The following is a 24,216-nucleotide window of genomic DNA, read 5'->3' on the forward strand; positions in this document are numbered from 1 at the left end:
ATCGATTTGCGCGGCACCGTGTCCGAGTCCGGTCTCAGTTTTGTGACGTGCCGTCCCGGCCGCGGCGGATTTCCCTGCGGAATCCGGATGCCGCGGGGGGTCGTCGCCGCGCCGCGGCACTAGCCACTAAGCCTTTAGGCCAATATGATCCGCGCGCCCGTGAACCGGAGACACCTGATGACCGCCGACGTCGACGCGATCTTCCAGCGCCTCGCAGACCATGCCGCCAGCTTCGCGGACCGCCCGCTCCGCACGCTGTTCGCCGAGGACGCTGGTCGCTTCGAGCGTTTCCAGGTCCGGCTCGACGACATGCTGCTCGACTATTCCAAGAACCGCGTCGACGTCGCGACGATGGACCTCCTGGTCGAACTCGCCCGCGCCGCCAAGGTCGAGGAACGCCGCGACGCCATGTTCGCCGGCGCGATCGTCAACGTCACCGAGAAGCGCGCCGTGCTGCACACCGCGCTGCGCAACCGCTCCGGCGCGCCGGTCGTCGTCGACGGCCGCGACGTGATGCCCGACGTCGCAGAGGTGCTTGCGCGGATGCGCGTGTTCGCCGAGGGCGTGCGCTTCGGCGCGATCGCCGCCGCGAGCGGCGCCCGCTTCACCGACGTCGTCAACATCGGCATCGGCGGCTCGGACCTCGGCCCGGTGATGGCGACGCTGGCGCTCGCGCCCTATGCCAACGGTGGCCCGCGCCTGCACTACGTCTCCAACGTCGACGGCGCCCATATCCACGACACCCTCGCCGGCCTCGATCCGGCGACGACGCTGTTCGTGGTGGCGTCCAAGACCTTCACCACCTCAGAGACCATGACCAACGCCGCGACGGCGCGGGCCTGGATCCGCGACGCCCTCGGCGAGGCCGCCGTCGGCGCCCATTTCTGCGCGGTCTCGACGGCGCTCGACAAGGTCGCCGCCTTCGGCATCGACGTCTCGCGCGCCTTCGGCTTCTGGGACTGGGTCGGCGGGCGCTATTCGGTCTGGTCGGCGATCGGCCTGCCGGTGGCGATCGCGGTCGGCTTCGACAACTTCGAGGCCTTCCTCGCCGGCGCCCACGAGATGGACGTCCACTTCCGCACCGCCCCGCTCGCCGAGAACATGCCGGTGGTGATGGCGCTGCTCGGCGTCTGGTACCGCAACGTCCTCGGCTTCTCGACCCACGCCGTGCTGCCCTACGACCAGCGGCTCGCCCGCTTCCCGGCCTATCTGCAGCAGCTCGACATGGAATCGAACGGCAAGGGCGTCACCGTCGACGGCGCCCCGGTGCCGCGCGCGACCGGGCCGATCGTCTGGGGCGAGCCGGGCACCAACGGCCAGCACGCCTTCTACCAGCTGATCCACCAGGGCACCGACGTCATCCCCGCCGACTTCCTGGTCGCCGCGGTGCCGCACGAACGGCTGTCGGACCACCACGCCAAGCTGGTCGCCAACGCCCTCGCCCAGACCGAGGCGCTGATGCGCGGCAAGACGCTGGACGAGGCCGCCGCCGAATTGCGCAAGGCCGGCAAGTCGGAGGCGGAGATCGCCGCCCTCGCCCCGCACAAGGTGTTCCCCGGCAACCGGCCGACCAATACCCTCCTCTACCGCACCCTCGATCCCCGCACCCTCGGTCGCCTGATCGCGCTCTACGAGCACAAGGTGTTCGTGCAGGGCACCATCTGGGGGATCAACTCCTACGACCAGTGGGGCGTCGAACTCGGCAAGGAACTTGCAACGCGCCTGCTGCCGGTCGTCAAGGGCGAGGCGGAGGTCGGCGCCGACCAGGACGGCTCGACCCGCGGCCTCGTCGCGGCCTTCAGGGCCCTTGCGTGAAACTGCGGATCGATTTATTTCGGAATTCAAAAATAACCGTGCGAGCACGGGTTCGACGGTTCGCCCCCGGGCGGGCCACGGGGTGGGTCGCGCCGACGGCCGCGGGGATCGCGGGTCCACGGCACTGAACGGGAACGAGAGATGACCAGCCGCATCATCGTGGTGGATCCCTTCGACTACGTCGTCTTCGGCGGCACGGGCGACCTGGCGCGGCGCAAGCTGCTGCCGGCGCTCTACCATCGCGAGCTCGACGGCCAGCTGCCGGACGAGGCGCGCATCATCGGCGTGTCGCGCCGCGACAAGGCCGACGCCGAATACCGCGACGACGTCCGCGCCGCCCTGACCAGCTACGTCAGGGCCGACGAACTCGACCCGGCGGTCATGGAGAAGTTCCTCGCCCGCCTCTACTACGTCGCCGCCGACGCGACCTCGTCTGACGGTTGGACGACGCTCGCCGCCACCCTCGACGAGGGTCGGCACCGGGTGCGCGCCTTCTACCTCGCCACCGGCCCCGACCTGTTCGGCCCGATCTCCGAGCGCATCAAGGAATTCGGCCTGATCACCGACAGGACGCGCGTGGTCGTCGAGAAGCCGCTCGGCAAGGACCTCGCGTCGGCCAGGGCGATCAACGACGAGATCGGCAAGATCTTTCACGAGGACCAGATCTACCGCATCGACCATTATCTCGGTAAGGAGACGGTGCAGAACCTGATGGCGCTGCGCTTCGCCAACGCCCTGTTCGAGCCGCTCTGGAACTCCGCCCACGTCGACCATGTCCAGATCACCGTCGCCGAGACGGTCGGCGTCGAGGGCCGCGGCGACTACTACGACCATTCCGGCGCCCTGCGCGACATGGTGCAGAACCACATCCTGCAGCTGCTCTGCCTCGTCGCCATGGAGCCGCCGGCCAACCTCGAGGCCGGCGCCGTGCGCGGCGAGAAGCTCAAGGTGTTGAAGGCGCTGAAGCCGATCACCGCCCGCAACGCCGACACCGCCACCGTGCGCGGCCAATATCGCGCCGGCGCCTCGCCGACCGGTGCCGTCCCCGGCTACCTCTCGGAGATCACCGATGGCGAGAGCCGCACCGAGACCTTCGTGGCGCTGAAGGTGGAGGTCGAGAACTGGCGCTGGGCCGGCGTGCCCTTCTATCTCCGCACCGGCAAGCGCCTCGCCAAGCGCATGTCGGAGGTGGTGGTGCGCTTCAAGCCGGTGCCGCACTCGATCTTCGACGACGCCGCCGGCGCTCTCGCGGCCAACGAACTCGTCATCCGCCTGCAGCCCGACGAGGGCGTCAAGCTGCAGCTGATGATCAAGGATCCCGGCCCCGGCGGCATGCGCCTCACCCGCGTGCCGCTCGACATGAGCTTCGCCGACGCGTTCAAGGTCCGCAATCCCGACGCCTACGAGCGCCTGCTGCTCGACGTCGTGCGCGGCAACGCCACGCTGTTCATGCACCGCGACGAGGTCGAGGCGGCGTGGACCTGGATCGACCCGATCCTCGAGGCCTGGGGCGAGAGCCGCGACACCCCGCGCGGCTACACCGCCGGCACCTGGGGCCCGTCGGCCGCCATCGCCCTGATCGAGCGCGACGGTCGCACCTGGCACGAGGACACGTTCTGACGATGGCGACGCCGGCGCCCGCCCCTTCAGGGGCGGACCCGGCCGACACGGGAAGGACTCGAGGCATGGAACTCAGGAGCTTCACCGGCCGCGACGACCTGGCGAGCGCGCTCGCCCGCTTCGTGGCGGACGCGCTCGAGCACCGCATCCGCCGCGACGGCAAGGCCGCCCTAGCCGTCTCCGGCGGGCGCACGCCGACGCGCTTCTTCGAGGCGCTCGCCGGCGAGCGGTTGCCGTGGTCCGACGTCGTCGTCACCCTGGTCGACGAGCGCTGGGTCGACGAGGACTCGCCGCGCTCCAACGCCGCCCTGGTGCGCCGCCACCTCTTGCACGGCCCCGCCGGCGCCGCCGAGTTCGTGCCGCTGTGGCGGCCGGTACCGACGCCCGAGGACGGCCTTGCCGCCGTCTCCGCCGCGATCGCCGACCTGCCGCATCCCTTCGCCGCCGTGGTGCTCGGCATGGGCGACGACGGCCACACCGCCTCGTTCTTTCCCGGCGGCGACCGCCTCGCCGAGGCGCTCGACCCCGCCGGCACCGCCCCGGTTCTGCCGATGCGCGCCCCCGGCGCCGGCGAGCCGCGCATCACGCTGACGCTGCCGCTGCTGCTCGCCGCCGACCGGGTCGCGATCCATGTGGAGGGCGACGGCAAGATGGCCGTGCTCGACGCCGCCCGCGCCGGCGACGACGTCGCCGAGATGCCGGTCCGCGCCGTGCTGCGGGCCGCGCATCCCCCCGCCGTGTTCTGGTGCGGCTGACCATCCTTTCGCCGGCCGCGGGGCGCCGCGGCGTTTCTCCGAGGAGACCGACATGACCCTCCACGCCCGCATCGGCGAAGTCACCGAACGCATCGTCCGCCGCTCCCGGGACGGCCGCCAGCGCTATCTCGATCGCATGGAGAAGCAGATCGAGAAGGGCGTGCGCCGCGCCAAGTTCGGCTGCGCCAACCTCGCCCACGGCTTCGCGGCCTGCGGGCCCTCCGACAAGGCCGCCCTTTCCGGCGACGTGGTGCCGAACCTCGCCATCGTCACCGCCTACAATGACATGCTCTCGGCCCACCAGCCGTTCGAGCGCTTCCCCGACCTGATCCGCGCCGCCGCCCGCGAGGCCGGCGCGGTCGCCCAGGTCGCCGGCGGCGTGCCGGCCATGTGCGACGGCGTCACCCAGGGCGCCGTCGGCATGGAGATGAGCCTGTTCTCGCGCGACGCCATCGCCATGGCGACCGCGGTCGCCCTCAGCCACGACATGTTCGACGCCGCCGTCTACCTCGGCGTCTGCGACAAGATCGTGCCGGGTCTCCTGATGGCCGCCGTCACCTTCAGCCACCTGCCGGCGGTGTTCGTGCCGGCCGGGCCGATGACCTCCGGCCTGCCCAACGACGAGAAGGCGCGGATCCGCCAGCTCTACGCCGAGGGCAAGGTCGGCCGGAAGGAACTGCTCGAGAGCGAGAGCGCGTCCTACCACGGGCCGGGCACCTGCACCTTCTACGGCACCGCCAATTCCAACCAGATGCTGATGGAGATCATGGGTCTCCACCTGCCGGGCGCGAGCTTCGTCAACCCGAACACGCCGCTGCGCGACGCGCTGACGAAGGAGGCCGCCAAGCGCGCCCTCGCCATCTCCGCCTCCGGCAACGCCTTCACCCCGATCGGCCGCATCGTCGACGAGAAGGCGATCGTCAACGGCGTGATCGGCCTGCACGCCACCGGCGGCTCGACCAACCACACGCTCCACCTCGTCGCCATGGCCAAGGCCGCCGGCATCCGCCTGACCTGGGACGACTTCTCCGACCTCTCCGACGTCACCCCGCTGGTCGCCCGCGTCTACCCCAACGGCCTCGCCGACGTGAACCACTTCCACGCCGCCGGCGGCATGGGCTTCCTGATTTCGACCCTGCTCGACGAGGGCCTCCTGCACGAGGACGTCACCACTGTCTGGGGCGAGGGCCTCACCGGCTACCGCAGCGAGCCGGTGCTCGACGAGGCCGGCGGCGTCGTCTGGCGCGCGGCCGCCGGCACCAGCCACGACGACAAGGTGCTGCGCCCGGCCGCGACCCCGTTCCAGGCGACCGGCGGACTCAAGGTCCTCGACGGCAACCTCGGCCGCGCCGTCATCAAGACGTCGGCCGTCAAGCCGGACCGCCACGTCGTCGAGGCCCCGGCGATCGTGTTCCACAGCCAGGAGGCGCTGCAGACGGCCTTCAAGCGCGGCGAACTCGAGCGCGACTTCGTCGCCGTGATCCGCTTCCAGGGTCCGAAGGCCAACGGCATGCCGGAGTTGCACAAGCTGACGCCGCCGCTCGGCGTGCTCCAGGACCGCGGCTTCCGCGTCGCCCTCGTCACCGATGGCCGCATGTCCGGCGCCTCCGGCAAGGTGCCGGCCGCGATCCACGTCACCCCCGAGGCCGTCGACGGCGGCCCGATCGCCCGCATCCGCGACGGCGACGTCGTCCGCCTCGACGCCGTCGCCGGCCGGCTCGAGGTGCTGGTCGATCCCGCCGACTGGGACGCCCGCAGCCCCGTCGTCGTCGACCTCTCCGACAACGAGTGGGGCATCGGCCGCGAGCTCTTCGCCCCCTTCCGCCGCGCCGTCGGCCCCGCCGAGGAAGGCGCGTCGGTGTTCTGAGCGCCCTTCCGGTGGCGGCGATCCCGGGATAGCATCCGATCCGAGGGGCTGCGGCCGGCCGAACGGCCGGCCCGTTCGGACGGGGGCGCCACCATGAAGACCGCCGACTGGCTCAAGGCCCCGCTCTGGCTGTGGGGCCTCGCCGGCACGTCCAAGTCGTTCCGGGCCAATCCGCTGATCGGCGATCCCGGCCTCAACGCCCGCGGCCTGCACCGCGAGCGCGTGGCGCTCGCCTGGCGCATGGCCGAGCGGCGCCGCGCCGCGATCGCCTCCCGCGTCGCGCCCGAGCACCGCCGCCAGTTCGACGAGAACGGCTTCGTCGTCGTCGAGAACTACCTGCCCGACGACGTCTTCGCCCGCATGGTGGCGAGCCTGCGCACCACCGCCCTGCCCGCCCGCGAGATGCGCCAGGGCGAGACGGTGACGCGGATGATCCCGCTCGGGCCCTCCGTGCTCGCCCGCCTGCCCGAGGTGCGCGGCGTCGTCCGCGACCGTGAGATCGGCGCCGCCATCCGCTACGCCGCCTCGACCGCCGGCCCGCCGGTCTGGTTCGTGCAGACCGTGATCGCCGAGCCCGGCCGCGGCCGGCCCGACCCGCAGTGCGACGTCCACGCCGACACCTTCCACCCCACCGCCAAGATGTGGCTGTTCCTGCAGGACGTCGGCCCCGACGACGGCCCGTTCCGCTACGTCCCCGGCTCGCACCGGCTGACGCCGGCCCGGCTCGACTGGGAATACCGCACCAGCCTGACCGCGCGCGACGATCCACGGCTCCACCACGCCCACGGTTCCTTCCGCGTCCGCCCCGACGAACTCGCCGCCATGGGCTTTCCCGAACCGCGGGTGATGACCGTGCGCGCCAACACGCTCGTCATCGCCGACACCTTCGGCTTCCACGCCCGCACGCCGAGCCCGAAGCCGACGCTCCGGATGGAGCTGCACGCCTATCTCAGGCTCGCGCCCTTCTCGCCCTTCGCATGGCCGGGCGTGCGCGCCCTGCCCGGTGTTTCCGCCCGCCAGCTCGACCTCTATCTCGGCTGGACCGACGCACAGGCGCGGCTGACAGGCCGCGGCCGGGTCTGGAAGCCGGTCGGCGAGGTCACGGCGGATTCGCCCGCGCATCTCTGATGCCGAGTTCGCGAAGCTTCGACCCGTGGTCGGAGCTTCGCGGGCGAGAAGCGCCCGACCGGGCGCCGGCCGAGAGGCCGAGACCTCGTAAGGTCCCGGCCAGTCGGAACTTTGCGAGACGGGTACGAGCGTCGGCGAAGGCCGGAGCGGTCGCGGTGGAACGTCGGACGCGACGGCGGGGGTGGCAGGGCGGCTCGCATCTTCTATAGTGCGCGGCGAACGCACCTTTCGTTCCATCCCCCCGCCCCCTCCCCGAAGGTCCCGACATGAACGCTTCCGCTCCGCTCAAGTTCGGCATCGGCGCGTCCGTCCTCCGCCGCGAGGACGCCCCGCTGATCACCGGCCGGGGCCGTTACACCTCGGACGTGACGCCGCCGGGCACGCTCCACGCCCTGGTGCTGCGCGCCGCCATGGCCCACGCCCGCTTCACCGTCTCCGGGCTCGACGACGCGCGCGCCCTGCCGGGCGTCCGGCTGATCTGGACCGCCGAGGACATCGCCGACGTCGCCGGCCTGCCCTGCGAGGCGCGGCCGCGGCAGGTCGACGGCACCAAGGTCGAGCCGCCGGAGCATCCCGTGCTCGCCAAGGGCGTCGTCCGCCACGTCGGCGACCCGATCGCCTTCGTGGTCGCCGACAGCGTCGCCGCCGCCCGCGACGCCATCGAGGCGATCGCCGTCGACTACGACGGCCTGCCGGCCGTGGTCGACACCGCCGCCGCCCTCGCGCCCGACGCCGCGCTGGTCTGGCCGGAGCGCGGCAGCAACCTCGCCTTCGAACTCGGCAGCGGCGACGCCGCCGCCACCGACGCCGCCTTCGCCAAGGCCGCCAAGGTCGTCCGGCTCGACCTCGTCAACAACCGCGTCGTCGCCAACTACATGGAGACGCGCGCGGCCATCGGCGAATACGACCCCGCCACCGGCCGCTACACCCTGACCGCCTCGACCCAGGGCGGCCACTCGATCCGCGACCTCGTCGCCAAGAAGATGCTCGGCATCGATCCGGCGCGCCTGCGCGTCGTCACGCCCGACGTCGGCGGCGGCTTCGGCACCAAGACCTTCGTCTACGGCGAATATCCGCTGGTCCTGAAGGCGGCCGAGGCGCTCGGCGCGCCGGTCAAGTGGGTCGCCGAGCGTAACGACCACTTCGTCATCGACGCCCACGGCCGCGACAACGTCACCACCATCGAGCTCGCCCTCGACGCCGACGCCCGCTTCCTCGCCGTCCGCGTCGACCTCGTCGCCGCCATGGGCGCCTATCTGCACCAGTTCGGGCCCTACATCCCGCACGGCGGCGTCTCGATGACGCCTGGCCTCTACGACATCGGCGCGATGCACGTGCGCGTGCGCGGCGTCTACACCAACACCACCCCGGTCGACGCCTACCGCGGCGCCGGCCGCCCCGAGGCCGCCTACGCGATCGAGCGCATCGTCGACCTCGCCGGCCGCGAGACCGGGCTCGGCCCGCTCGAGATCCGTCGCCGCAACTTCATCCGCCCGGACCAGTTGCCCTACCGCACCCTGACCGGCCGGCTCTACGACACCGGCGAGTTCTCCGGCCACCTCGACCGCGCGGTCGAGCGTGCCGACCTCGCCGGCTTCCCCGCCCGCCGCGCCGCCTCGGCCGAGAAGGGCCTGTGGCGCGGCCTCGGCCTCGCCAGCTACGTCGAGGCCTGCGCCTTCCCGGGCTCCGAGGAGGCCAACCTCGTCCTCAACGACGACGGCAGCGCGACGCTCTTCATCGGCACGCAGACCAACGGCCAGGGCCACGCCACCGCCTACGCCCAGGTCATCGCAGCCCACGTCGGCCTCGACGTCTCGAAGATCGAGACCGTCCAGGGCGACACCGACCGCGTCCGCAAGGGCGAGGGCACCGGCGGTTCGCGCTCGATCCCGCTCGGCGCCGCCTCGGTCGAGATCGCCTCGAAGCTGCTCGCCCAGCAGATCAAGGAGATCGCCGCCGACCGGCTCGAGGCCTCCGCGGCCGACATCGAGCTCGTCGAGGGCGCGGCCCGGGTCGTCGGCACCGACCGGGCCATGACGCTGGTCGAGGTCGCGGCCGCGGCCCCCGACAAGGAGAAGCTCGAGGCCCACGGCGAGTTCGTCCAGGAGGAGTGCACCTATCCGAACGGCACCCACGTCTGCGAGGTCGAGATCGACCCGGAGACCGGTGTCGCCAAGGTGGTCGGCTACACCATCGTCGACGACTTCGGCGTCACGGTGAACCCGGTGCTGCTCGCCGGACAGGTCCACGGCGGCGTGGTGCAGTCGGTCGGGCAGGCGCTGCTCGAGCACACGGTCTACGACGCCGAGGGCCAGCTCCTGACCGCGACCTTCCTCGACTACTGCATGCCGCGCGCCGACGACATGGCGCCGATCGCCTTCGAGACCCGCAACGTGCCGTCCACCACCAACATGCTCGGCATCAAGGGCGCGGGCGAGGCCGGCACCGTCGGCGCCCTGCCGGCCGTGATGAACGCCGTCGTCGACGCCCTCGACCACGGCTGCGGCATCCGCCACGTCGACATGCCGGCGACCCCGGCGCGTCTCTGGGCCGCCATCGCGGCGGCTTGACCGCCCGACGCGAGACGAGAAAAGGCCCCGGGGACGAGCGTCCCCGGGGCCTCTTCCATTTCCACCGTACGGTGTGCGCCTCAGCTGCCGAAGCTGTAGCGCAGCGAGACTGCGAAGATGTCGATGTCGCTCTCGGCGGTGCCGCCGTAGTAGTTGGTGCCGAGCGAGGTGTTGACGTCGATCTTGCCGTCCTCGACGAAGAGGTGCGAGTAGGACGCGTCCAGGGAGAGATTCTCGCTGACCTTGTAGGTCGCGCCGATCGAGGCCCAGAAACGGTCGTTGTCGGGCAGGCGCATCGAGCGGTGCTCGTCCTCCACCGGGGAGAGTTCGAAGGCGCCACCGGCGCGCAGGGTCAGCTGATCGTTCCAGGCGTACTCGCCGCCGAGCGAGAAGAACCAGCCGTCCTTGTACTCGAAGGTCAGGGCGGTCGGCGTCGGCGCGCCCTTGACCGGGATGGTGCCGAGCCGGCTCCAGTTGGTCCACTCGACGCCGCCGAGCAGGGTGAAGTCGTCGGTGATCTTCTGGCGGATGCCGAGGGTGACCGTCTCCGGCAGCTCGACGTCCGCGCCGATGGCGAACTCGAGCGGCGTCGGCGTCAGGCCGCGCACCGTGATGTCGCCGTCGAGGGCGTGCGAGATCGAGGAGCGGAAGCCGAGGCCGATCTCGGTGCCGTCGAACGGCTTGTAGGTCAGGCCGGCGGTGAAGCCGAAGCCGACGTCGTCGCCCGAGAGGTCGACGCTGGCCGAGCCGAGCGGGGCGGCGGCGCGCTCGAGGTCGACCTTGAAGTACTGCACCGACACGCCGACGCCGAGGCTGAGCTGGTCGTTGACCTTGTAGCCGACCGTCGGCGTCACGTTGGCGGAGAACACCTTGGCGCGCAGGTGGTCGGCCTGACCCACCCACGGCGCCTCCGAGTGCGTCGACAGGCCGTAGGGCGCGTTGACGGAGACGCCGAGGTAGAGGCTGTCGTTGACCTGATAGGCGGTGTAGCTGGACGGCACGTAGGCGTCGATGCCGACGTCGCCGCCGTTGCCGAGCAGGCCGGCGTAGGGCGTCTGGGTCGGGTCGACCGACAGCTCCGAGCGCGGCAGGATGAAGGTGTGGTGGCTCTCCATCGTCAGCCCGTGGGCATTGGTCACCGCCGCCGGGTTCCAGAACATCGCCGAGATCGAATCGCCCGGCGCCGCGGCGCCCGCGAAGCTCGAGCCCTGCGCATAGGCCGACTGTTCGCGCAGCGCGAAGGCGCCCGCGAAGGCCGACCCCGTCGAGGCCGCCACCGCGACCGCCGCAATGCCCGACATCAGGACCTTGGCAGACATTTCCAACCCTCGCGTTCTTGTTCTCTCGACGGCCGGATCATGTCCGAACCGTGGCTCGTGTGACCGAGTGTGCTGAGGGTTTACGTGAACGGCAACAGGCGATTTTTGCCGCGCCGCAGCACTCCCCTAGCGGCAACCGGGGTCCCGGACGCGGCCCGGACAGGGCTTTGGAAGCCCTGAAATACCAATCGCTTCAAACGATTGAACTCACGGGTGACGTCCACCCCGGGCGGCTCCGGCCGGCCGCGCGTGGCGCAGGGTCGGCCGGCGTTTCCCACACGTTGTTGCAGGCACGTCACAGCGACGTCGCGTCAACCCGGCCCCACAGGGCGTGGAAGTGGTGGACCGGCCCGCGGCCGCGTCCGATCCAGAGCGAATCCGCCGCCACGATCGCCGCTGTGACGTAGCGCTTGCCGGCGGCGACGGCGTCGGAAAGGGCGAGGCCGCGGGCGAGACCGGCCGCGATCGCCGACGACAGCGTGCAGCCGGTGCCGTGGGTGTTGTCGGTGGCGTGGCGCGGCGCCGACAGCCACAGCGGCCCCTCGGCGGAGAACAGCAGGTCGATGCTCTCGGCACCGCCACCGTGGCCGCCCTTGACCAGGACGGCCCCGGGACCCAGCGCCAGCAGTTCCTCGGCGGCGGCCAGCATCGACGCGCGGTCGTCGCCGACCGGTCGGCCGACGAGGCGGGCGGTCTCGGGCAGGTTGGGCGTCACGAGCGCGGCGCGCGGGAACAGTGCGGCCTTCAGCGTCTCCACCGCCTCCTCGCGCAGCAGCGGGTCGCCGCTCGCGGCCACCATCACCGGGTCGAGCACCACCGGACCGTGGCCCCAGGCATCGAGCCCGGCGGCGACCGCCTCGGTGACGGCGGGGTTGGCGAGCATGCCGATCTTCACCGCGTCGACGACGAGGTCGGAGAACACCGCGTCCATCTCGGCGCGCACGAAGTCGGCGGGCACCTCGTGGATCGCCGAGACGCCGAGGGTGTTCTGCGCCGTCAGCGCCGTCACCACGCTGGCGCCGTAGACGCCGAGCGCGGAGAAGGTCTTGAGGTCGGCCTGGATGCCGGCGCCGCCGCCCGAATCCGAGCCGGCGATGGTGAGCGCGATCGCGGTCATGTCCTCTCCCCTCTCCTCCACGGCCTCCCGCCGGCCCGGCCGGCCTTGCGCCGCCGGATCTCTTCTGGTGCACTGCGCGCCGATCGAACCCGACCCCGCGCGAGGCGCCCGATGAAGCCGTTCTTCGTTCTCGTCAAATGCCAGCTCGGCAAGGCCTACGAGGTCGCCTCCGCCCTCGCCGAGGCCGAAATCGCCTCGGAGATCTACTCGACCGCCGGCGACTACGACCTCCTGACCAAGTTCTACGTCGACGCCGACACCGACATCGGCCACTTCGTCAACGAGAAGGTCCATTCGGTGCCGGGCATCCTCGACACCAAGACCATCATCACCTTCAAGGCGTTCTGATCAGGCCCGGCTCGCCTTGAGCCAGGCGGCGCAGCGCGCCTCCGGATCGGCGGCCTGGAGCACGTCCGAGACCACCGCGATCGAATCGGCGCCGGCGGCGTAGACCCCCGGCGCGCGCTCCAGCGTGATGCCGCCGATCGCCACCAGCGGTCGGCCGGCGAGGCGCTTCCACTCGCCGACGCGCTCGAGGCCCTGCGGCGCCCACGGCATCACCTTCAACGTCGTCGGATAGACCGGGCCGAGCGCGACGTAGTCCGGATCGGCCGCGAGCGCGCGGTCGAGTTCCTCGTGCGAGTGGGTGGAGAGGCCGAGCCGGATGCCGGCGCGGCGGATCGCCGGCACGTCGGCCTCCACGAGATCCTCCTGGCCGAGGTGGACCCAGTCGGCGCCGAGGTCGATGGCGTCCCGCCAGAAGTCGTTGACGACCAGCGTCGCGCCGGCGGCGCGGCAGAGCGCGATCGCCTCGGCGATCTCGGCGCGGCGGAGGGCGGCGTCGTCGGTCTTGGTGCGCAGCTGCACGAGCTTCAGGCCGAGCGGCAGGAAGCGCGGCAGCCACGCGGCGCGGTCGACGATCAGGTAGAAGCGGTCGAGCATGGTCACCCCGAAAACGGCGAGAACGGCGCCCCGAACACGGGCGTCGAGGGCTGGGCGAGGTCGGTCTCGGCCATCAGGCCGGCCTCGTGGGCGCGGCGGCCGGCGCGGATCGCCTCGGCAAAGGCCTCGGCCATCGCCGGCGGGTCGCCGGCGGTGGCGACCGCGGTGTTGAGCAGGATGGCGTCGTAGCCCATCTCCATCGCCGCGGCGGCGTGGCTCGGCGCGCCGAGGCCGGCGTCGACCACCAGTGGGATGTCTGGGAAGCGCCGGCGCAGCAGCTTCAGGGCGTAGGGGTTGTTGAGCCCGCGCCCGGTGCCGATCGGCGCGCCCCAGGGCATCAGCACCCGGCAGCCCGCCTCGACGAGACGCTCGCAGAGGACGAGGTCGTCGGTCGTATAGGGGAACACCTCGAAGCCGTCGGCCACCAGCGCCCGCGCCGCCTCGACGAGGCCGAACGGATCGGGCTGCAGCGTCTCGTCGTCGCCGATCACCTCGAGCTTGATCCAGGGCGTGCCGAACACCTCGCGCGCCATCTTGGCGGTGGTCACCGCCTCGCGCACGCCGTGGCAGCCGGCGGTGTTCGGCAGCACCGCGACGCCGAGCGACTTCACAAGGTCCCAGAAGGCGTGACCGGCCTTGGCGCCGCCGACCGACTCGCGCCGGAGCGACACCGTCACGATCTCGGCGCCGGAGCGGATCACCGACTGCCTGAGCGCCTCCGGCGAGGGATAGCGCGCGGTGCCGATCAGGAAGCGGCTCTCGAAGGAGCGGCCGTAGAAGGTCACCATGGCTCAGCCTCCCTGCCGCGGGCTGAACACCTCGATCGAGTCGCCCTCGGCGAGCACGACGTCGGCGCGGGCGTCGCGCGGCACGAACTCGCCGTTGACGGCGGTCGCGACGACGGTCGGGTCGAAGTCCTGCGACAGGACGAAATCCGCGAGGGTGCCGGCGGCGCCCTCGACGGGTTCACCGTTGAGCGTCACGCGCATGGGCGGGGGTACTCCGGTCCGTGATCAGGTTGACGATCGCCTCCGCCAGCGCCGGCGCGATCAGCCAGCCGTGGCGGTAGAGGCCGTTGACGGCGACGAGCCGGCCGTCCTCGACGATCCGTGGCTCGTTGTCGGGGAAGGCGGGGCGCAGCCCGGCATTGAACTCCAGCACCTCCGCCTCGGCGAAGGCCGGGTGCAGCGCGTAGGCCTGGGTCAGGAGTTCGCCGGCCGAGCGCAGCGTCACCGTGTCGGAGACGTCGGTCTCGATCGTGGTGGCGCCGATCATGTAGACGCCGTCGGCGCGCGGCACCACGTAGAGCGGGTGGCGGTGGTGCAGCAGCCGCACCGGCCGGCGGATCGCGATCTCACGGCAGCGGATCAGCGCCATCTCGCCCTTGACGCCGCGCAACTCCGGGAAGCGGTCGCGAGCGCCGAGGCCGCGGGCGTCGACCACCCGCTCGGCGGCGAGGTCGGCGACGTCGCCCGTCCACGAGAACAGGATCGGCACGCCTGCCTCCGCCAGCGCGGCGGCGAGCCCGGCGTAGGCGTCGCGGGTGTTGAGGTGTCCCTCGGAGGGGTAGAACAGCGCGCGGCGGAAGCGCTCGCCGACCTGGGGCTCCAGCGCCGCGAGTTCGTCGGCGCCGAGGAGGCGGTGGTTCGCGGTCTTGGCGGCGAAATGGTCGAGGGCGCCGGGCTCGCGGGGGCCGGCCACCACCAGCGAGCCGTTGCGCTCGACGCCGGGGAAGAGATCCGGCCAGAGGTCCATGGCACGGCGGCCGAGTTCGACCAGCGCCGGTGACGACACCTCGGCTTCGATCTCCGGCGCCAGCATGCCGCCGGCACGCCAGCCGGCACCGGCGGAGAAGTCGGCCGCGCGCTCGTGGACCGTCACCGACAGACCGGCGCGCGCCGCGGTCAGCGCCGTGACGAGGCCGAGCGGACCGGCGCCGACCACGGCGAGGTCGGTTCGGGTGGGCTTGGGACCGGGCTCGTGAAGCATGTCGCCCTCGCGGTCGTGCGGCGGGAGGGCGGTGGCGGCGTTGCCGCTTCCGGTGACGTCCCTCCGCCGGCATGACCCGGATCAGGTTCTAAGGGTTCGTCTCAGCCCGGCACGCGGGCGCCCCTCGTCACTGCGCCGACATATGAGCGCCGCGACCGCCGCTGTCAATCGCGGGAGAGGCCGGCCCGATGGTTCAGCGCGGCGCCGCCTCGCGCGCGGCGCTCGCGCGGCCGAGCCGGCGCTCGCGCCACATCACGAAGATCCCGGACCCGATGACGATGGCCGAGCCGAGCGCGACCGCGAGGCTCGGGACGTCGCCGAAGACGAGATAGGAGATCGCCACGATCCAGATCATGTTGGCGTAGTCGAACGGGGCCACCACCGAGGCCTCGGCGTGGCGGTAGGCCTCGGTCATCAGCACCTGCCCGACGCCGCCGAACAGGCCCGCCGTGACCAGGATCGCCGCTTCGGCCGGTGTCGGCACCACCCAGCCGAACGGGATGGTGAAGAGCGCGAAGCAGGCGGCGGCCGAGGAGAAGTAGAACACGATCGCCCCGGTGCCCTCGGACCGGGTCAGTTCGCGCACGGTCACCATGGCGAGGGCCGCGAAGATCGCCGACGCCAGCGAGAAGGCGGCGCCGATCGCCTGCCCCGGCCCGGCCGTCGCGAAGCCGCCGACGTGCTCGGACAGCACGATCAGCACACCGAGAAAGCCGATCGCCACCGCGGACCAGCGGTAGAGCCGCACGGTCTCGCGCAGGATCAGCGCCGCGAAGATCACGCCGAACAGCGGGCTGGAATAGTTGATCGCGGTGGTGTCGGGCAGCGGCAGGTAGGCGAGCGAGGCGAACCAGCAGAACATCGAGATCGTGCCGACCACGGCACGGCGGACGTGGCCGAGCGGTTTCGACGTGACCAGTCCCGACGGCAGCTCGCCGCGCACTGCGAGCCAGACGAGCACCGGCAGCGTTCCGAAGGCGGCGCGCGCGAACAGCACCTCTCCGGGCGGAATCGCCGCGGAGACGAGCTTGATCAGCGTGACCATGGCGGCAAAGGCGAGCGTCGACAGGATCTTGAGGACGACGCCACGGGTCTGGGAGGGCACGGGAGGGATTCTGAAACGATTTTGGGGCGCCCCGTTCTGACCACGAAGCACCCCGTCGCGCAACTGTCCGTTTCCGCGAGGACGCGCGACCGCTCCCGGCCGGCAACGGCTGCCGACGCCGGGAGCGAGCGCGTCGTACCTGCCTCGCAACGTCCCGACTCGTCGGGACTTCGCGAAGCTTCGGTCTTTCGGCCGGCGCCCGGTCGGGCGCCTATCGCCCGCAAAGCTCCGACCACGGGTCGGAGCGTCGCGAGCTCGGTTTCAGGCGAGGTTCGCCTTGAAGAAGGCGATCGTCCGGCCCCAGGCGAGATCGGCCGCCGCCTTGTCGTAGCGGGCGGCCGAGGTGTCGTTGTTGAAGGCGTGGTTGACGCCGTCGTAGACGTGGATCTCGTGGGCGACGCCCGCCGCCTTCAGCGCCGCGTCGTACTCCGCGATGCCGGCGTTGATGCGCTCGTCGAGGCCGGCGTAGTGCAGGAGCATCGCCGCCTTGATGTTCGTCACCGCCTTCGGATCGGGCGTGCGGCCGTAGTAGGCGACGCCGGCGGCAAGATCCGGCGCGGCGGTGGCGAGCTGGTTGACGAGGCCGCCGCCCCAGCAGAAGCCGACCGCGCCGACCTTGCCGGCCGCGTCCTCGCGGCCCTTCAGGTAGGCGACCGTGGCGACCGCATCGTTCAGCGTCGCCATGGCGTCGAGCTTGCCGATCATGTCGCGGGCCTGATCCTCGTCGGCGGGCGTGCCGCCGGCCGGTGACAGGAAGTCCGGCGCCAGCGCCACGAAGCCCTCCACCGCGACCCGGCGGGCGACGTCGCGGATGTGCGGGTTGAGGCCGCGGTTCTCGTGGATCACGATCACCGCCGGCAGCTTGCCCGTCGCGCCAGCCGGCTTGACCAGATAGCCGGACATCTCGCCCGAGGCGCCCTTCCAGCTCACCGTCTCGGCGGCGACGCGCGGGTCGTCCTCGGCGAGGATCGCCGCGCGGGCCTGATTGGCCTCGAGCAGCGGCACGATCGCCGCGGCGGCGGCGGCCGAGCCGGCGGCGCGCTTCAGCTTCTCCATGAAGCCGCGGCGGTCCAGCGTGACGTGGGTGTACTCGTCGTAGAGCCGGATCATCTCCGGCGTGATGGTGACGCGCTCGCTCATCCCCTCTCCTCCTCGGCTGGCTCCGTCGAAGCCCCCGTCGGCAGAATGGGGAGGTCGGCGCCCCTTGGAAGGGGCTTCACGGCTTCGTGACCGGCGGGCCAGCCCGAGCGAACTCACACCTCGTCGGGATCGAGACTCACCCGGGCCTTGGCCTCCTCCCAGATCCGCTCGGCGCGCGCCTCGTGCCAGCCGAGGCAGTAGCCCATCGCCCGCTCGATCGCGGCGACGTCGGCGCCGGCGTATTCCGGCGCGGCGTGGACGACGCCGGCCATGCGCTCGGCCATCAGCACGTCGTTGAGATAGCCGAGCACGTCCTGCGCCGCCTTGACGTCGCGCAGCGCGCGCCGGCGGTCGCGCGAGGACATCTCGCGGCCGAAGAAGTCGAGGCCGTAGCGCAGCTTCTTGAAGGCCTTGCGCAGGTCGTGGCGCTCCTCGCCGGAGAGGGCGTCGACGTCGCGGCCCATCCGCGCGACCTTGGTCCAGAGCCGGCGCAGCGCTTCCTCGGCAAACGCCTCGGCGGGCGCCGCCAGCGCCTGCGACTGGCCGAGGTCGGTGAAGGACAGCCAGCCGCGGCCCTCCACATAGGCCGCGAGGTCGATCAGGTAGGCGCCGACGCGCGGGCCGCCGAGCGTCTTCACGAGTTCCGCGCGCAGGCTCGCCCGCCGCGCCGCGAGCACGGCGAGCAGCGGCGCCGCGTCGACCCGGTGGGCGCAGGGGGCGACGATCTCCTCGGCGAGCACGTCGAGGTCGCGCAGGTCGCCGACGACGCCGGCGAGCCAGCGCGTCTCCTCGATCAGCCGCGCCGCGGCCGGACGGTCGATCACCTTGCCGAAGATCGACAGCGCGCTGCGCAGCCGGCGCAGCCCGACGCGGAGCTGATGCGGCCCCTCCGGATCGGCGCTCTCCTGCACCACCACCGCGTTGGCGGCGATCTGCGCGAAGCAGGACCGCAGCACCGCCCGCAGCGCCACTTCCACGGTCATGTCGGCGGTGATTTCGGGCTCCTCGGCCTTCACCGGTGCCGTCGGCCCGGCGGCCGCCTCCGCCTCGGCGAGGCGGTAGCCGCGTTCGGACTTCGGCACGTCGGAGAAGCGCACCGGCACCGTGGCGAGCGCCTGCCGCGCCACCTGGAACAGGGCGCGGGGATCTCCGCTCTTCAGCTCGAACTCGGCCTCGGCGAAGGTGGCGCGGCGCTCGCCGGCCACGATTTCGGCGTCGTCCACCGCATATTCGATCTCGTCGCCGCCGCGCGTCACCAGGAGACGCTGCGTCCGCGTCATCCGGATCGTGAACAGCTCGACCAGTTCGGCCGTGCCGATCAGGTCGCGGATCCGGGCCTCGAGATCGCCGTCGCCGATCGCCGAGAGGTCCGGCGCCTCGCCGGCGAGCGGCACGGTGACCTCGCGCCGCTCGGCGAGCGCGCCGATCGGCCGGTCGGCGGTCTTGACGGTCTGCTCGATCCGCCGGCCCTTGCGCCGGATCCGGAGCGAGACCGCGGCGGCGCGCAGCGCCCGCTCGGGCGTGTCGTAGTAGGTCGAGACCAGCGTCTCGGTCTCGGCCGTGCCGACCGCCAGGTCGTCGACCGCACCGGAACGGCGCAGCGCCTCGACCTCGCCCGCGCGCAGGTCGAACTTCAGCTCGGTCTCGGTCTCTGCGGCCATGGAATCCCACCGGTGTCGCGGCACTCGGCCGGGCGGTCCGAGTCGGCGCACACGGCAGCCGACTTCGGTGTCACAATCAATCACGCTCGCGCGCGGGCGAATACGTGGCGACCCGCCAGACATAGGCCGCGACCACCAGCCCCACGACACCCTTGGAGACCGGATCGACATAGGCCTCGACCTCGGCGAAGCGCGCCTCGAGCATGTATCCGGCCGTCGCCAGCAGGCCCGTCCAGATCAAAGTTCCGAGCGTCGTCCAGACGAGGAAGCGTCCCGTGTCCATCCGCGCGATGCCGGCCGGCACCGACACCAGCGTGCGGATCGCCGGCACGAGGCGGCCGAGGAACACCGCGAGGTTCGCCCGCCAGCGGAACCAGTCGCGGGCGCGGTCGAGGTCGTCGAGCGACATGGTCAGGAGCCGGCCGTGGCGGACGATCAGCCGTTCGATCCGCCCGGCACCGAGCCAGCGGCCGACCAGGAACCACACCCACGCCCCCGCCACCGACCCCGCCGTGCCCGCCAGCACGACCCCGATCGGGTCGAGGCTGCCGCGCGCGGCGGCGAAGCCGGCCAGCGGCATGATGATCTCGGAGGGGATCGGCGGGAACACGTTCTCGAGGAACATCAAGAGCGCGACGCCGGGATAGCCGCCCTTCTCCACCACCCCGACCACCCAGTCGAACATCGCCCGTCTCCCCGCCTCGCGCTCCCACATATGAAGACGCGCCGGCCGCGCGCAAGGGCGCCGCGGTCCCGCCGCGCCCGCCGCGGGTTTCGCCGGGGCGGCGGAGTGTTTCGGAACGTCTTTGCGGCTCCTTGCCGCAAACCGCCTCCGCCACGCCAAGCCGCTGCCACAATCGCCCCGACGATTGGAAAATCGTGCTCGCAAACACCCCGAATGCGGCGATCACCGCGCGTTCCCTTGATACGATTGGAAAATTCGACTTGAAAACTTGGGCGCACTCCGCTCCGATGGTCGCACGCACGGCGGCGTCGAAGAACGCGAACGAAGGACGGCCGCCGCACGCGTCGATTGCGTGAACGCCGGCCGGGGGCCGGCATCAGGGAGTGCGCACTCATGAAACTCGTCACCCGCCTCCTGGCGGCCACGATCCTCGCCGCCGGCCTCGCTTCGGCCGCCGAGGCCAAGACGCTCGTCTACTGCGCGGAAGGCAGCCCCGAGGGCTTCGACCCGGCGCCCTACGCCGCCGGCACCACGCACGACGCCTCGTCCGTTCCGGTCTACAGCCGCCTCACCGAATTCGAGCACGGCACCACCAACGTGATCCCGGGCCTCGCCGAGAGCTGGGACGTGTCGGCCGACGGCAAGGAATACACTTTCCACCTGCGCAAGGGCGTGAAGTTCCACACGACGGAGTATTTCACCCCGACGCGCGACTTCAACGCCGACGACGTCCTGTTCTCGTTCAAGCGCCAGAACGACAAGGAGGACCCCTGGTACTCCTACGCCGGCGGCACCTGGGAATACTGGGTCGGCATGGACATGCCCGCCCTGATCAAGGACATCGTCAAGGTCGACGACTACACCGTCAAGATCGTCCTGAACGAGCCGAACGCGCCGATGCTGGCGAACCTCGCCATGGCCTTCGCCTCGATCATGTCGAAGGAATACGCCGACAAGCTCGCCGCCGAGGGCAAGCAGGCCGACCTGAACCAGATGCCGATCGGCACCGGTCCGTTCAAGTTCGTCGCCTATCAGAAGGACGCGGTGATCCGCTATCAGGCCTTCGCCGACTACTTCGGCGGCAAGCAGCCGATCGACGACCTCGTCTTCGCGATCACGCCGGACGCCTCGGTGCGCGTGCAGAAGCTGAAGGCCGGCGAGTGCCACGTGGCGCCCTATCCGAACCCGGCCGACATCGAGGCGCTCAAGACCGATTCCTCGATCCAGATGCTGGATCAGGCCGGCCTCAACATCGGCTACCTCGCCTACAACACCATGATGAAGCCCTTCGACGACGTGCGCGTCCGCAAGGCCCTCAACATGGCGATCAACAAGAAGGCGATCCTCGAGGCGGTCTACCAGGGCTCCGGTCAGGCGGCCAAGAACCCGATCCCGCCGACCATGTGGTCCTACAACGACAAGGTCCAGGACGATCCCTACGACCCGGAGGCGGCCAAGAAGCTGCTCGCCGAGGCCGGCGTCAAGGATCTGTCGATGAAGATCTGGGCGATGCCGGTGTCGCGCCCCTACAACCCGAACGCCCGCCGCATGGCCGAGCTGCTGCAGGCCGACTTCGCCGCCGTCGGCGTCAAGGTCGAGATCGTCTCGTTCGAGTGGGGCGAGTACCTGAAGCGCGGCCAGGACAAGAACCGCGATGGCGCCCTGCTCCAGGGCTGGACCGGTGACAACGGCGACCCCGACAACTTCCTCGGCGTACTGCTCGGCTGCGCCGGCGTCGGCGGCTCCAACCGCGCCAACTGGTGCAACCCGGAGTTCGACGAGCTGATCAAGAAGGCCCGCACGATCCCGAACCAGGCCGACCGCGCCCTGCTCTACGAAAAGGCGCAGGAGGTCTTCAAGGCCGAGGCGCCGTGGGCGACCATCGCCCACTCCACCACCTACATCCCGCTCGCCAAGGGCGTGACGGGCTACAAGGTGGACCCGCTCGGCCTGCACTGGTTCGACGGCGTCGACATCACCGAGTGACGCTCGTCCGCTTGCGCCGGGACGGCGCCGGAGGTCTCCCCTCCGGCGCCGTCGTCGTTCCGGGCCGCACCCGCAGAGGCATCGCCACGACGTGACCGCCGCCACGCCCGTCTTCCGCCCGCTCGCGCCCGCCGACACCGCCGCCGTGGTCGCGCTCTGGCACGAGGGTTGGCACGACGGCCACGCCGCGCACCTTCCCGAAGATGTCGCGGCCGAGCGGACGCCCGAAACATTCGCCAAGCGGCTCGCCGACATGACGGAAGATGGTTTCGTCGCCACGATCGACGGTTCCGTCGTCGCATTCGCGGCGCTGTGGCAAGACGAAGTCGACCAGTTCTACGTCGCTCGCGCCGCGCGCGGCACGGGGCTTGCGCGCCGGTTCCTTTCCGTGCTTGAAGGCGCGCTCCTGGAGCGGGGGGTGGACTTCGGCAAGATCCAGTGCGCCGGCGGCAACGTCCGGGCGCACGCGTTCTACACGGCCTGCGGCTGGCGCGACGGCGGCTTGCGCGATCTGCCGCTCTGGACCGCGGACGGTCGTCCAGTGCACCATCCGACCCATCTCTTCGAGAAGTTCCTGACCCGTTGAGGTCCCATGCTCGGGTTCGTCCTCAGACGCCTCGGCCTCCTGATCCCGACCTTCGTCGGCGTCAGTCTGGTCGCCTTCCTGTTCATCCGGTTCCTGCCCGGCGACCCGATCCTGCTGCTCGCCGGCGAGCGCGGCCTGCCGCCGGAGAAATACGCCGAGCTGATGCACGCCTACGGCTTCGACCGCCCGGTGTGGGAGCAGTATCTGACCTACGTCTGGAACCTGCTCCACGGCGACTTCGGCACCTCGATCAACACGAAGCGCCCGGTGCTCTCCGAGTTCGCGACGCTGTTCCCGGCCACGATCGAGCTGTCGCTCTGCGCCATCCTGTTCGCCACCGCGATCGGCGTTCCCGCCGGGGTGGTCGCCGCGGTCAAGCGCGGCTCGTCCTTCGACCACGGCCTGATGTCGGTGGCGCTGGTCGGCTACTCGATGCCGATCTTCTGGTGGGCGCTGCTCCTCATCATCGTCTTCTCCGGCACGCTGCAGTGGACGCCGGTGTCGGGACGGATCTCGCTGCTCTACTTCTTCCCCTCGGTCACCGGCTTCATGCTGGTCGACAGCCTGATCTCCGGCCAGAAGGGCGCCTTCGCCTCGGCGGTGTCGCATCTGGTGCTGCCGACCATCGTGCTCGGCACCATCCCGCTCGCCGTGATCGCGCGCCAAACCCGTTCGGCCATGCTTGAGGTGCTCGGCGAGGACTACGTCCGCACCGCCCGCGCCAAGGGTCTGTCGCCGTTCCGCGTCGTCGCGGTCCACGCCCTGCGCAACGCCATGATCCCCGTGGTCACCACCATCGGCCTGCAGGTCGGCGTCCTGCTCGCCGGCGCGATCCTGACCGAGACGATCTTCTCCTGGCCGGGCGTCGGCAAGTGGCTGGTCGACAGCATCTTCCGGCGCGACTATCCGGCGGTGCAGGGCGGCCTCGTGCTGATCGCCGTGGTGGTCATGGTGGTCAACCTCGTCGTCGACATGCTCTACGGCCTCGTCAACCCGAAGATCCGGCACGTGAGGTGAGGCCATGACCGACACCGCCCGCCCCGCTACCCGCACCGCCGCCGTTCGTCCCGGCCCGCTCGCCGAGTTCTGGCGCTATTTCTCGGAGAACCGCGGCGCCGTGATCGGCCTCGTCGTCTTCGTGTTCCTGGTCGCGATCGCGCTCGCCGCGCCGCTGGTCGCGCCCTTCGGCCCCGGCGAGCAGTTCCGCGACAAGCTGCTGTCGCCGCCGGCCTGGGTCGCCGGCGCCGACCCGCGCTTCCTGCTCGGCACCGACCCGATCGGCCGCGACATCCTCTCGCGCCTGATCTACGGCGCCCGCTTCTCGCTGTTCATCGGCGTGGTCGTGGTCACGCTGTCGCTCGTCGGCGGCATCGTGCTCGGCCTCGTCGCCGGCTATTTCCGCGGCTGGGTCGACACGCTGGTGATGCGGGTGATGGACGTCGTGCTCGCCTTCCCCAGCCTGCTCCTGGCGCTGGTGCTGGTCGCCATCCTCGGACCGGGCCTCCTCAACGCCATGATCGCCATCGCGATCGTGCTGCAGCCGCACTACGTCCGCCTGACCCGCGCCGCGGTGATGGCCGAGCGTGGCCGCGACTACGTCACCGCCGCCCGCGTCGCCGGCGCCGGGCCGATCCGGCTGATGTTCGTCACCATCCTGCCGAACTGCATGGCGCCGCTGATCGTGCAGGCGGCGCTGTCCTTCTCCAACGCGATCCTCGACGCCGCCGCGCTCGGCTTCCTCGGCATGGGCGCGCAGCCGCCGACGCCGGAATGGGGCACCATGCTCGCCGAGGCGCGCGAGTTCATCCTGCGCGCCTGGTGGGTCGTCACCTTCCCCGGCCTCGCCATCCTGATCACCGTGCTCGCGATCAACCTGATGGGCGACGGCCTGCGCGACGCGCTCGACCCGAAGCTGAAGCGGAGCTGACCGG

At 71.2% G+C, this 24,216-nt stretch carries 21 protein-coding genes and 1 riboswitch; of the genes, 11 read left to right on the forward strand and 10 right to left on the reverse strand.

Annotated features, from left to right (window positions below; all coding sequences use genetic code 11):
* The first annotated feature begins 177 nt into the window (after nucleotides 1-177).
* From pgi to EDD54_RS07890, 6 genes are all read left to right on the forward strand, one after another.
* Nucleotides 178-1,815: a glucose-6-phosphate isomerase gene (pgi, locus tag EDD54_RS07865; protein ID WP_126541595.1), complete on the forward strand. Its 1,638-nt coding sequence runs from the start codon at nucleotides 178-180 to the stop codon at nucleotides 1,813-1,815.
* 141 nt (nucleotides 1,816-1,956) lie between these two features.
* A complete protein-coding gene (zwf, locus tag EDD54_RS07870; protein WP_126541594.1) occupies nucleotides 1,957-3,435 on the forward strand; it encodes a glucose-6-phosphate dehydrogenase in 1,479 nt (492 codons plus the stop codon).
* Between the two features lie 65 nt (nucleotides 3,436-3,500).
* Complete coding sequence (gene pgl, locus EDD54_RS07875; RefSeq protein ID WP_126541593.1) at nucleotides 3,501-4,190, forward strand: 6-phosphogluconolactonase; 690 nt, start codon at nucleotides 3,501-3,503, stop codon at nucleotides 4,188-4,190.
* Between the two features lie 52 nt (nucleotides 4,191-4,242).
* Entirely contained in the window at nucleotides 4,243-6,057 is a 1,815-nt protein-coding gene (edd, locus tag EDD54_RS07880) for a phosphogluconate dehydratase (protein ID WP_126541592.1), read from the forward strand.
* 93 nt (nucleotides 6,058-6,150) lie between these two features.
* On the forward strand, nucleotides 6,151-7,185 hold the full coding sequence (locus EDD54_RS07885) for a phytanoyl-CoA dioxygenase family protein (protein WP_126541591.1): 1,035 nt from the start codon (nucleotides 6,151-6,153) through the stop codon (nucleotides 7,183-7,185).
* A gap of 266 nt (nucleotides 7,186-7,451) precedes the next feature.
* Nucleotides 7,452-9,755, forward strand: coding sequence for a xanthine dehydrogenase family protein molybdopterin-binding subunit (locus EDD54_RS07890; protein WP_126541590.1), 2,304 nt, complete (start codon nucleotides 7,452-7,454; stop codon nucleotides 9,753-9,755).
* A gap of 80 nt (nucleotides 9,756-9,835) precedes the next feature.
* Here the strand turns inward: EDD54_RS07890 and EDD54_RS07895 are convergent, their stop codons facing one another.
* The gene (locus EDD54_RS07895; protein WP_207620235.1) at nucleotides 9,836-11,074 is read right to left on the reverse strand and encodes an OmpP1/FadL family transporter; all 1,239 of its coding nucleotides are present in this window, start codon (nucleotides 11,072-11,074) and stop codon (nucleotides 9,836-9,838) included.
* A gap of 295 nt (nucleotides 11,075-11,369) precedes the next feature.
* The gene (gene thiD / locus EDD54_RS07900) at nucleotides 11,370-12,191 is read right to left on the reverse strand and encodes a bifunctional hydroxymethylpyrimidine kinase/phosphomethylpyrimidine kinase (protein ID WP_126541589.1); all 822 of its coding nucleotides are present in this window, start codon (nucleotides 12,189-12,191) and stop codon (nucleotides 11,370-11,372) included.
* A gap of 111 nt (nucleotides 12,192-12,302) precedes the next feature.
* Here thiD and EDD54_RS07905 point away from each other — a divergent pair, with 111 nt between their 5' ends.
* A complete protein-coding gene (locus EDD54_RS07905; RefSeq protein WP_126541588.1) occupies nucleotides 12,303-12,539 on the forward strand; it encodes an Lrp/AsnC ligand binding domain-containing protein in 237 nt (78 codons plus the stop codon).
* Here EDD54_RS07905 and EDD54_RS07910 read toward each other — a convergent pair whose 3' ends face one another.
* The 8 genes from EDD54_RS07910 to EDD54_RS07945 all read right to left on the reverse strand — a co-directional run bounded on the left by EDD54_RS07910 (nucleotide 12,540) and on the right by EDD54_RS07945 (nucleotide 19,713).
* Nucleotides 12,540-13,133 carry a thiamine phosphate synthase gene (locus tag EDD54_RS07910; RefSeq protein ID WP_126541587.1) on the reverse strand — a complete coding sequence of 198 codons (594 nt, stop codon included), beginning with the start codon at nucleotides 13,131-13,133 and terminating at the stop codon, nucleotides 12,540-12,542.
* A 2-nt stretch (nucleotides 13,134-13,135) separates the two neighbouring features.
* Nucleotides 13,136-13,921, reverse strand: coding sequence for a thiazole synthase (locus EDD54_RS07915; RefSeq protein WP_126541586.1), 786 nt, complete (start codon nucleotides 13,919-13,921; stop codon nucleotides 13,136-13,138).
* A gap of 3 nt (nucleotides 13,922-13,924) precedes the next feature.
* Entirely contained in the window at nucleotides 13,925-14,122 is a 198-nt protein-coding gene (thiS, locus tag EDD54_RS07920) for a sulfur carrier protein ThiS (protein WP_126541585.1), read from the reverse strand.
* Nucleotides 14,100-15,122, reverse strand: coding sequence for a glycine oxidase ThiO (gene thiO, locus EDD54_RS07925; protein ID WP_126541584.1), 1,023 nt, complete (start codon nucleotides 15,120-15,122; stop codon nucleotides 14,100-14,102). The genes thiS and thiO overlap by 23 nt, the downstream gene beginning before the upstream one ends.
* Before the next feature lie 41 nt (nucleotides 15,123-15,163).
* Nucleotides 15,164-15,257, reverse strand: a riboswitch (TPP riboswitch).
* A gap of 58 nt (nucleotides 15,258-15,315) precedes the next feature.
* Complete coding sequence (locus EDD54_RS07930; protein ID WP_245515666.1) at nucleotides 15,316-16,227, reverse strand: DMT family transporter; 912 nt, start codon at nucleotides 16,225-16,227, stop codon at nucleotides 15,316-15,318.
* A 261-nt stretch (nucleotides 16,228-16,488) separates the two neighbouring features.
* Entirely contained in the window at nucleotides 16,489-17,367 is an 879-nt protein-coding gene (locus tag EDD54_RS07935) for a dienelactone hydrolase family protein (protein ID WP_126541583.1), read from the reverse strand.
* 113 nt (nucleotides 17,368-17,480) lie between these two features.
* A complete protein-coding gene (locus tag EDD54_RS07940) occupies nucleotides 17,481-19,028 on the reverse strand; it encodes a CYTH and CHAD domain-containing protein (RefSeq protein ID WP_165644327.1) in 1,548 nt (515 codons plus the stop codon).
* 76 nt (nucleotides 19,029-19,104) lie between these two features.
* Complete coding sequence (locus EDD54_RS07945) at nucleotides 19,105-19,713, reverse strand: DedA family protein (RefSeq protein WP_126541581.1); 609 nt, start codon at nucleotides 19,711-19,713, stop codon at nucleotides 19,105-19,107.
* A gap of 393 nt (nucleotides 19,714-20,106) precedes the next feature.
* Here EDD54_RS07945 and EDD54_RS07950 point away from each other — a divergent pair, with 393 nt between their 5' ends.
* From EDD54_RS07950 to EDD54_RS07965, 4 genes are all read left to right on the forward strand, one after another.
* A complete protein-coding gene (locus tag EDD54_RS07950; protein WP_126541580.1) occupies nucleotides 20,107-21,699 on the forward strand; it encodes an ABC transporter substrate-binding protein in 1,593 nt (530 codons plus the stop codon).
* Between the two features lie 91 nt (nucleotides 21,700-21,790).
* On the forward strand, nucleotides 21,791-22,285 hold the full coding sequence (locus EDD54_RS07955) for a GNAT family N-acetyltransferase (RefSeq protein ID WP_126541579.1): 495 nt from the start codon (nucleotides 21,791-21,793) through the stop codon (nucleotides 22,283-22,285).
* A gap of 6 nt (nucleotides 22,286-22,291) precedes the next feature.
* Complete coding sequence (locus tag EDD54_RS07960) at nucleotides 22,292-23,302, forward strand: ABC transporter permease subunit (RefSeq protein WP_126541578.1); 1,011 nt, start codon at nucleotides 22,292-22,294, stop codon at nucleotides 23,300-23,302.
* Between the two features lie 4 nt (nucleotides 23,303-23,306).
* Nucleotides 23,307-24,212, forward strand: coding sequence for an ABC transporter permease subunit (locus EDD54_RS07965; protein ID WP_126541577.1), 906 nt, complete (start codon nucleotides 23,307-23,309; stop codon nucleotides 24,210-24,212).
* Nucleotides 24,213-24,216: the final 4 nt, after the last annotated feature.

This window comes from Oharaeibacter diazotrophicus (assembly GCF_004362745.1).
GTDB classification, from domain to species: domain Bacteria; phylum Pseudomonadota; class Alphaproteobacteria; order Rhizobiales; family Pleomorphomonadaceae; genus Oharaeibacter; species Oharaeibacter diazotrophicus.

Coding starts and splice junctions, on each gene's coding strand:
- pgl (WP_126541593.1), top strand. CDS start 3,501: ATGGAACTCAGGAGCTTCACCGGCCGCGACGACCTGGCGAGCGCGCTC.
- EDD54_RS07895 (WP_207620235.1), bottom strand. CDS start 11,074: ATGTCTGCCAAGGTCCTGATGTCGGGCATTGCGGCGGTCGCGGTGGCG.
- EDD54_RS07910 (WP_126541587.1), bottom strand. CDS start 13,133: ATGCTCGACCGCTTCTACCTGATCGTCGACCGCGCCGCGTGGCTGCCG.
- thiD (WP_126541589.1), bottom strand. CDS start 12,191: ATGACCGCGATCGCGCTCACCATCGCCGGCTCGGATTCGGGCGGCGGC.
- EDD54_RS07940 (WP_165644327.1), bottom strand. CDS start 19,028: ATGGCCGCAGAGACCGAGACCGAGCTGAAGTTCGACCTGCGCGCGGGC.
- EDD54_RS07905 (WP_126541588.1), top strand. CDS start 12,303: ATGAAGCCGTTCTTCGTTCTCGTCAAATGCCAGCTCGGCAAGGCCTAC.
- EDD54_RS07890 (WP_126541590.1), top strand. CDS start 7,452: ATGAACGCTTCCGCTCCGCTCAAGTTCGGCATCGGCGCGTCCGTCCTC.
- pgi (WP_126541595.1), top strand. CDS start 178: ATGACCGCCGACGTCGACGCGATCTTCCAGCGCCTCGCAGACCATGCC.
- thiO (WP_126541584.1), bottom strand. CDS start 15,122: ATGCTTCACGAGCCCGGTCCCAAGCCCACCCGAACCGACCTCGCCGTG.
- EDD54_RS07915 (WP_126541586.1), bottom strand. CDS start 13,921: ATGGTGACCTTCTACGGCCGCTCCTTCGAGAGCCGCTTCCTGATCGGC.
- EDD54_RS07965 (WP_126541577.1), top strand. CDS start 23,307: ATGACCGACACCGCCCGCCCCGCTACCCGCACCGCCGCCGTTCGTCCC.
- EDD54_RS07950 (WP_126541580.1), top strand. CDS start 20,107: ATGAAACTCGTCACCCGCCTCCTGGCGGCCACGATCCTCGCCGCCGGC.
- EDD54_RS07945 (WP_126541581.1), bottom strand. CDS start 19,713: ATGTTCGACTGGGTGGTCGGGGTGGTGGAGAAGGGCGGCTATCCCGGC.
- edd (WP_126541592.1), top strand. CDS start 4,243: ATGACCCTCCACGCCCGCATCGGCGAAGTCACCGAACGCATCGTCCGC.
- zwf (WP_126541594.1), top strand. CDS start 1,957: ATGACCAGCCGCATCATCGTGGTGGATCCCTTCGACTACGTCGTCTTC.
- EDD54_RS07935 (WP_126541583.1), bottom strand. CDS start 17,367: ATGAGCGAGCGCGTCACCATCACGCCGGAGATGATCCGGCTCTACGAC.
- EDD54_RS07885 (WP_126541591.1), top strand. CDS start 6,151: ATGAAGACCGCCGACTGGCTCAAGGCCCCGCTCTGGCTGTGGGGCCTC.
- EDD54_RS07960 (WP_126541578.1), top strand. CDS start 22,292: ATGCTCGGGTTCGTCCTCAGACGCCTCGGCCTCCTGATCCCGACCTTC.
- thiS (WP_126541585.1), bottom strand. CDS start 14,122: ATGCGCGTGACGCTCAACGGTGAACCCGTCGAGGGCGCCGCCGGCACC.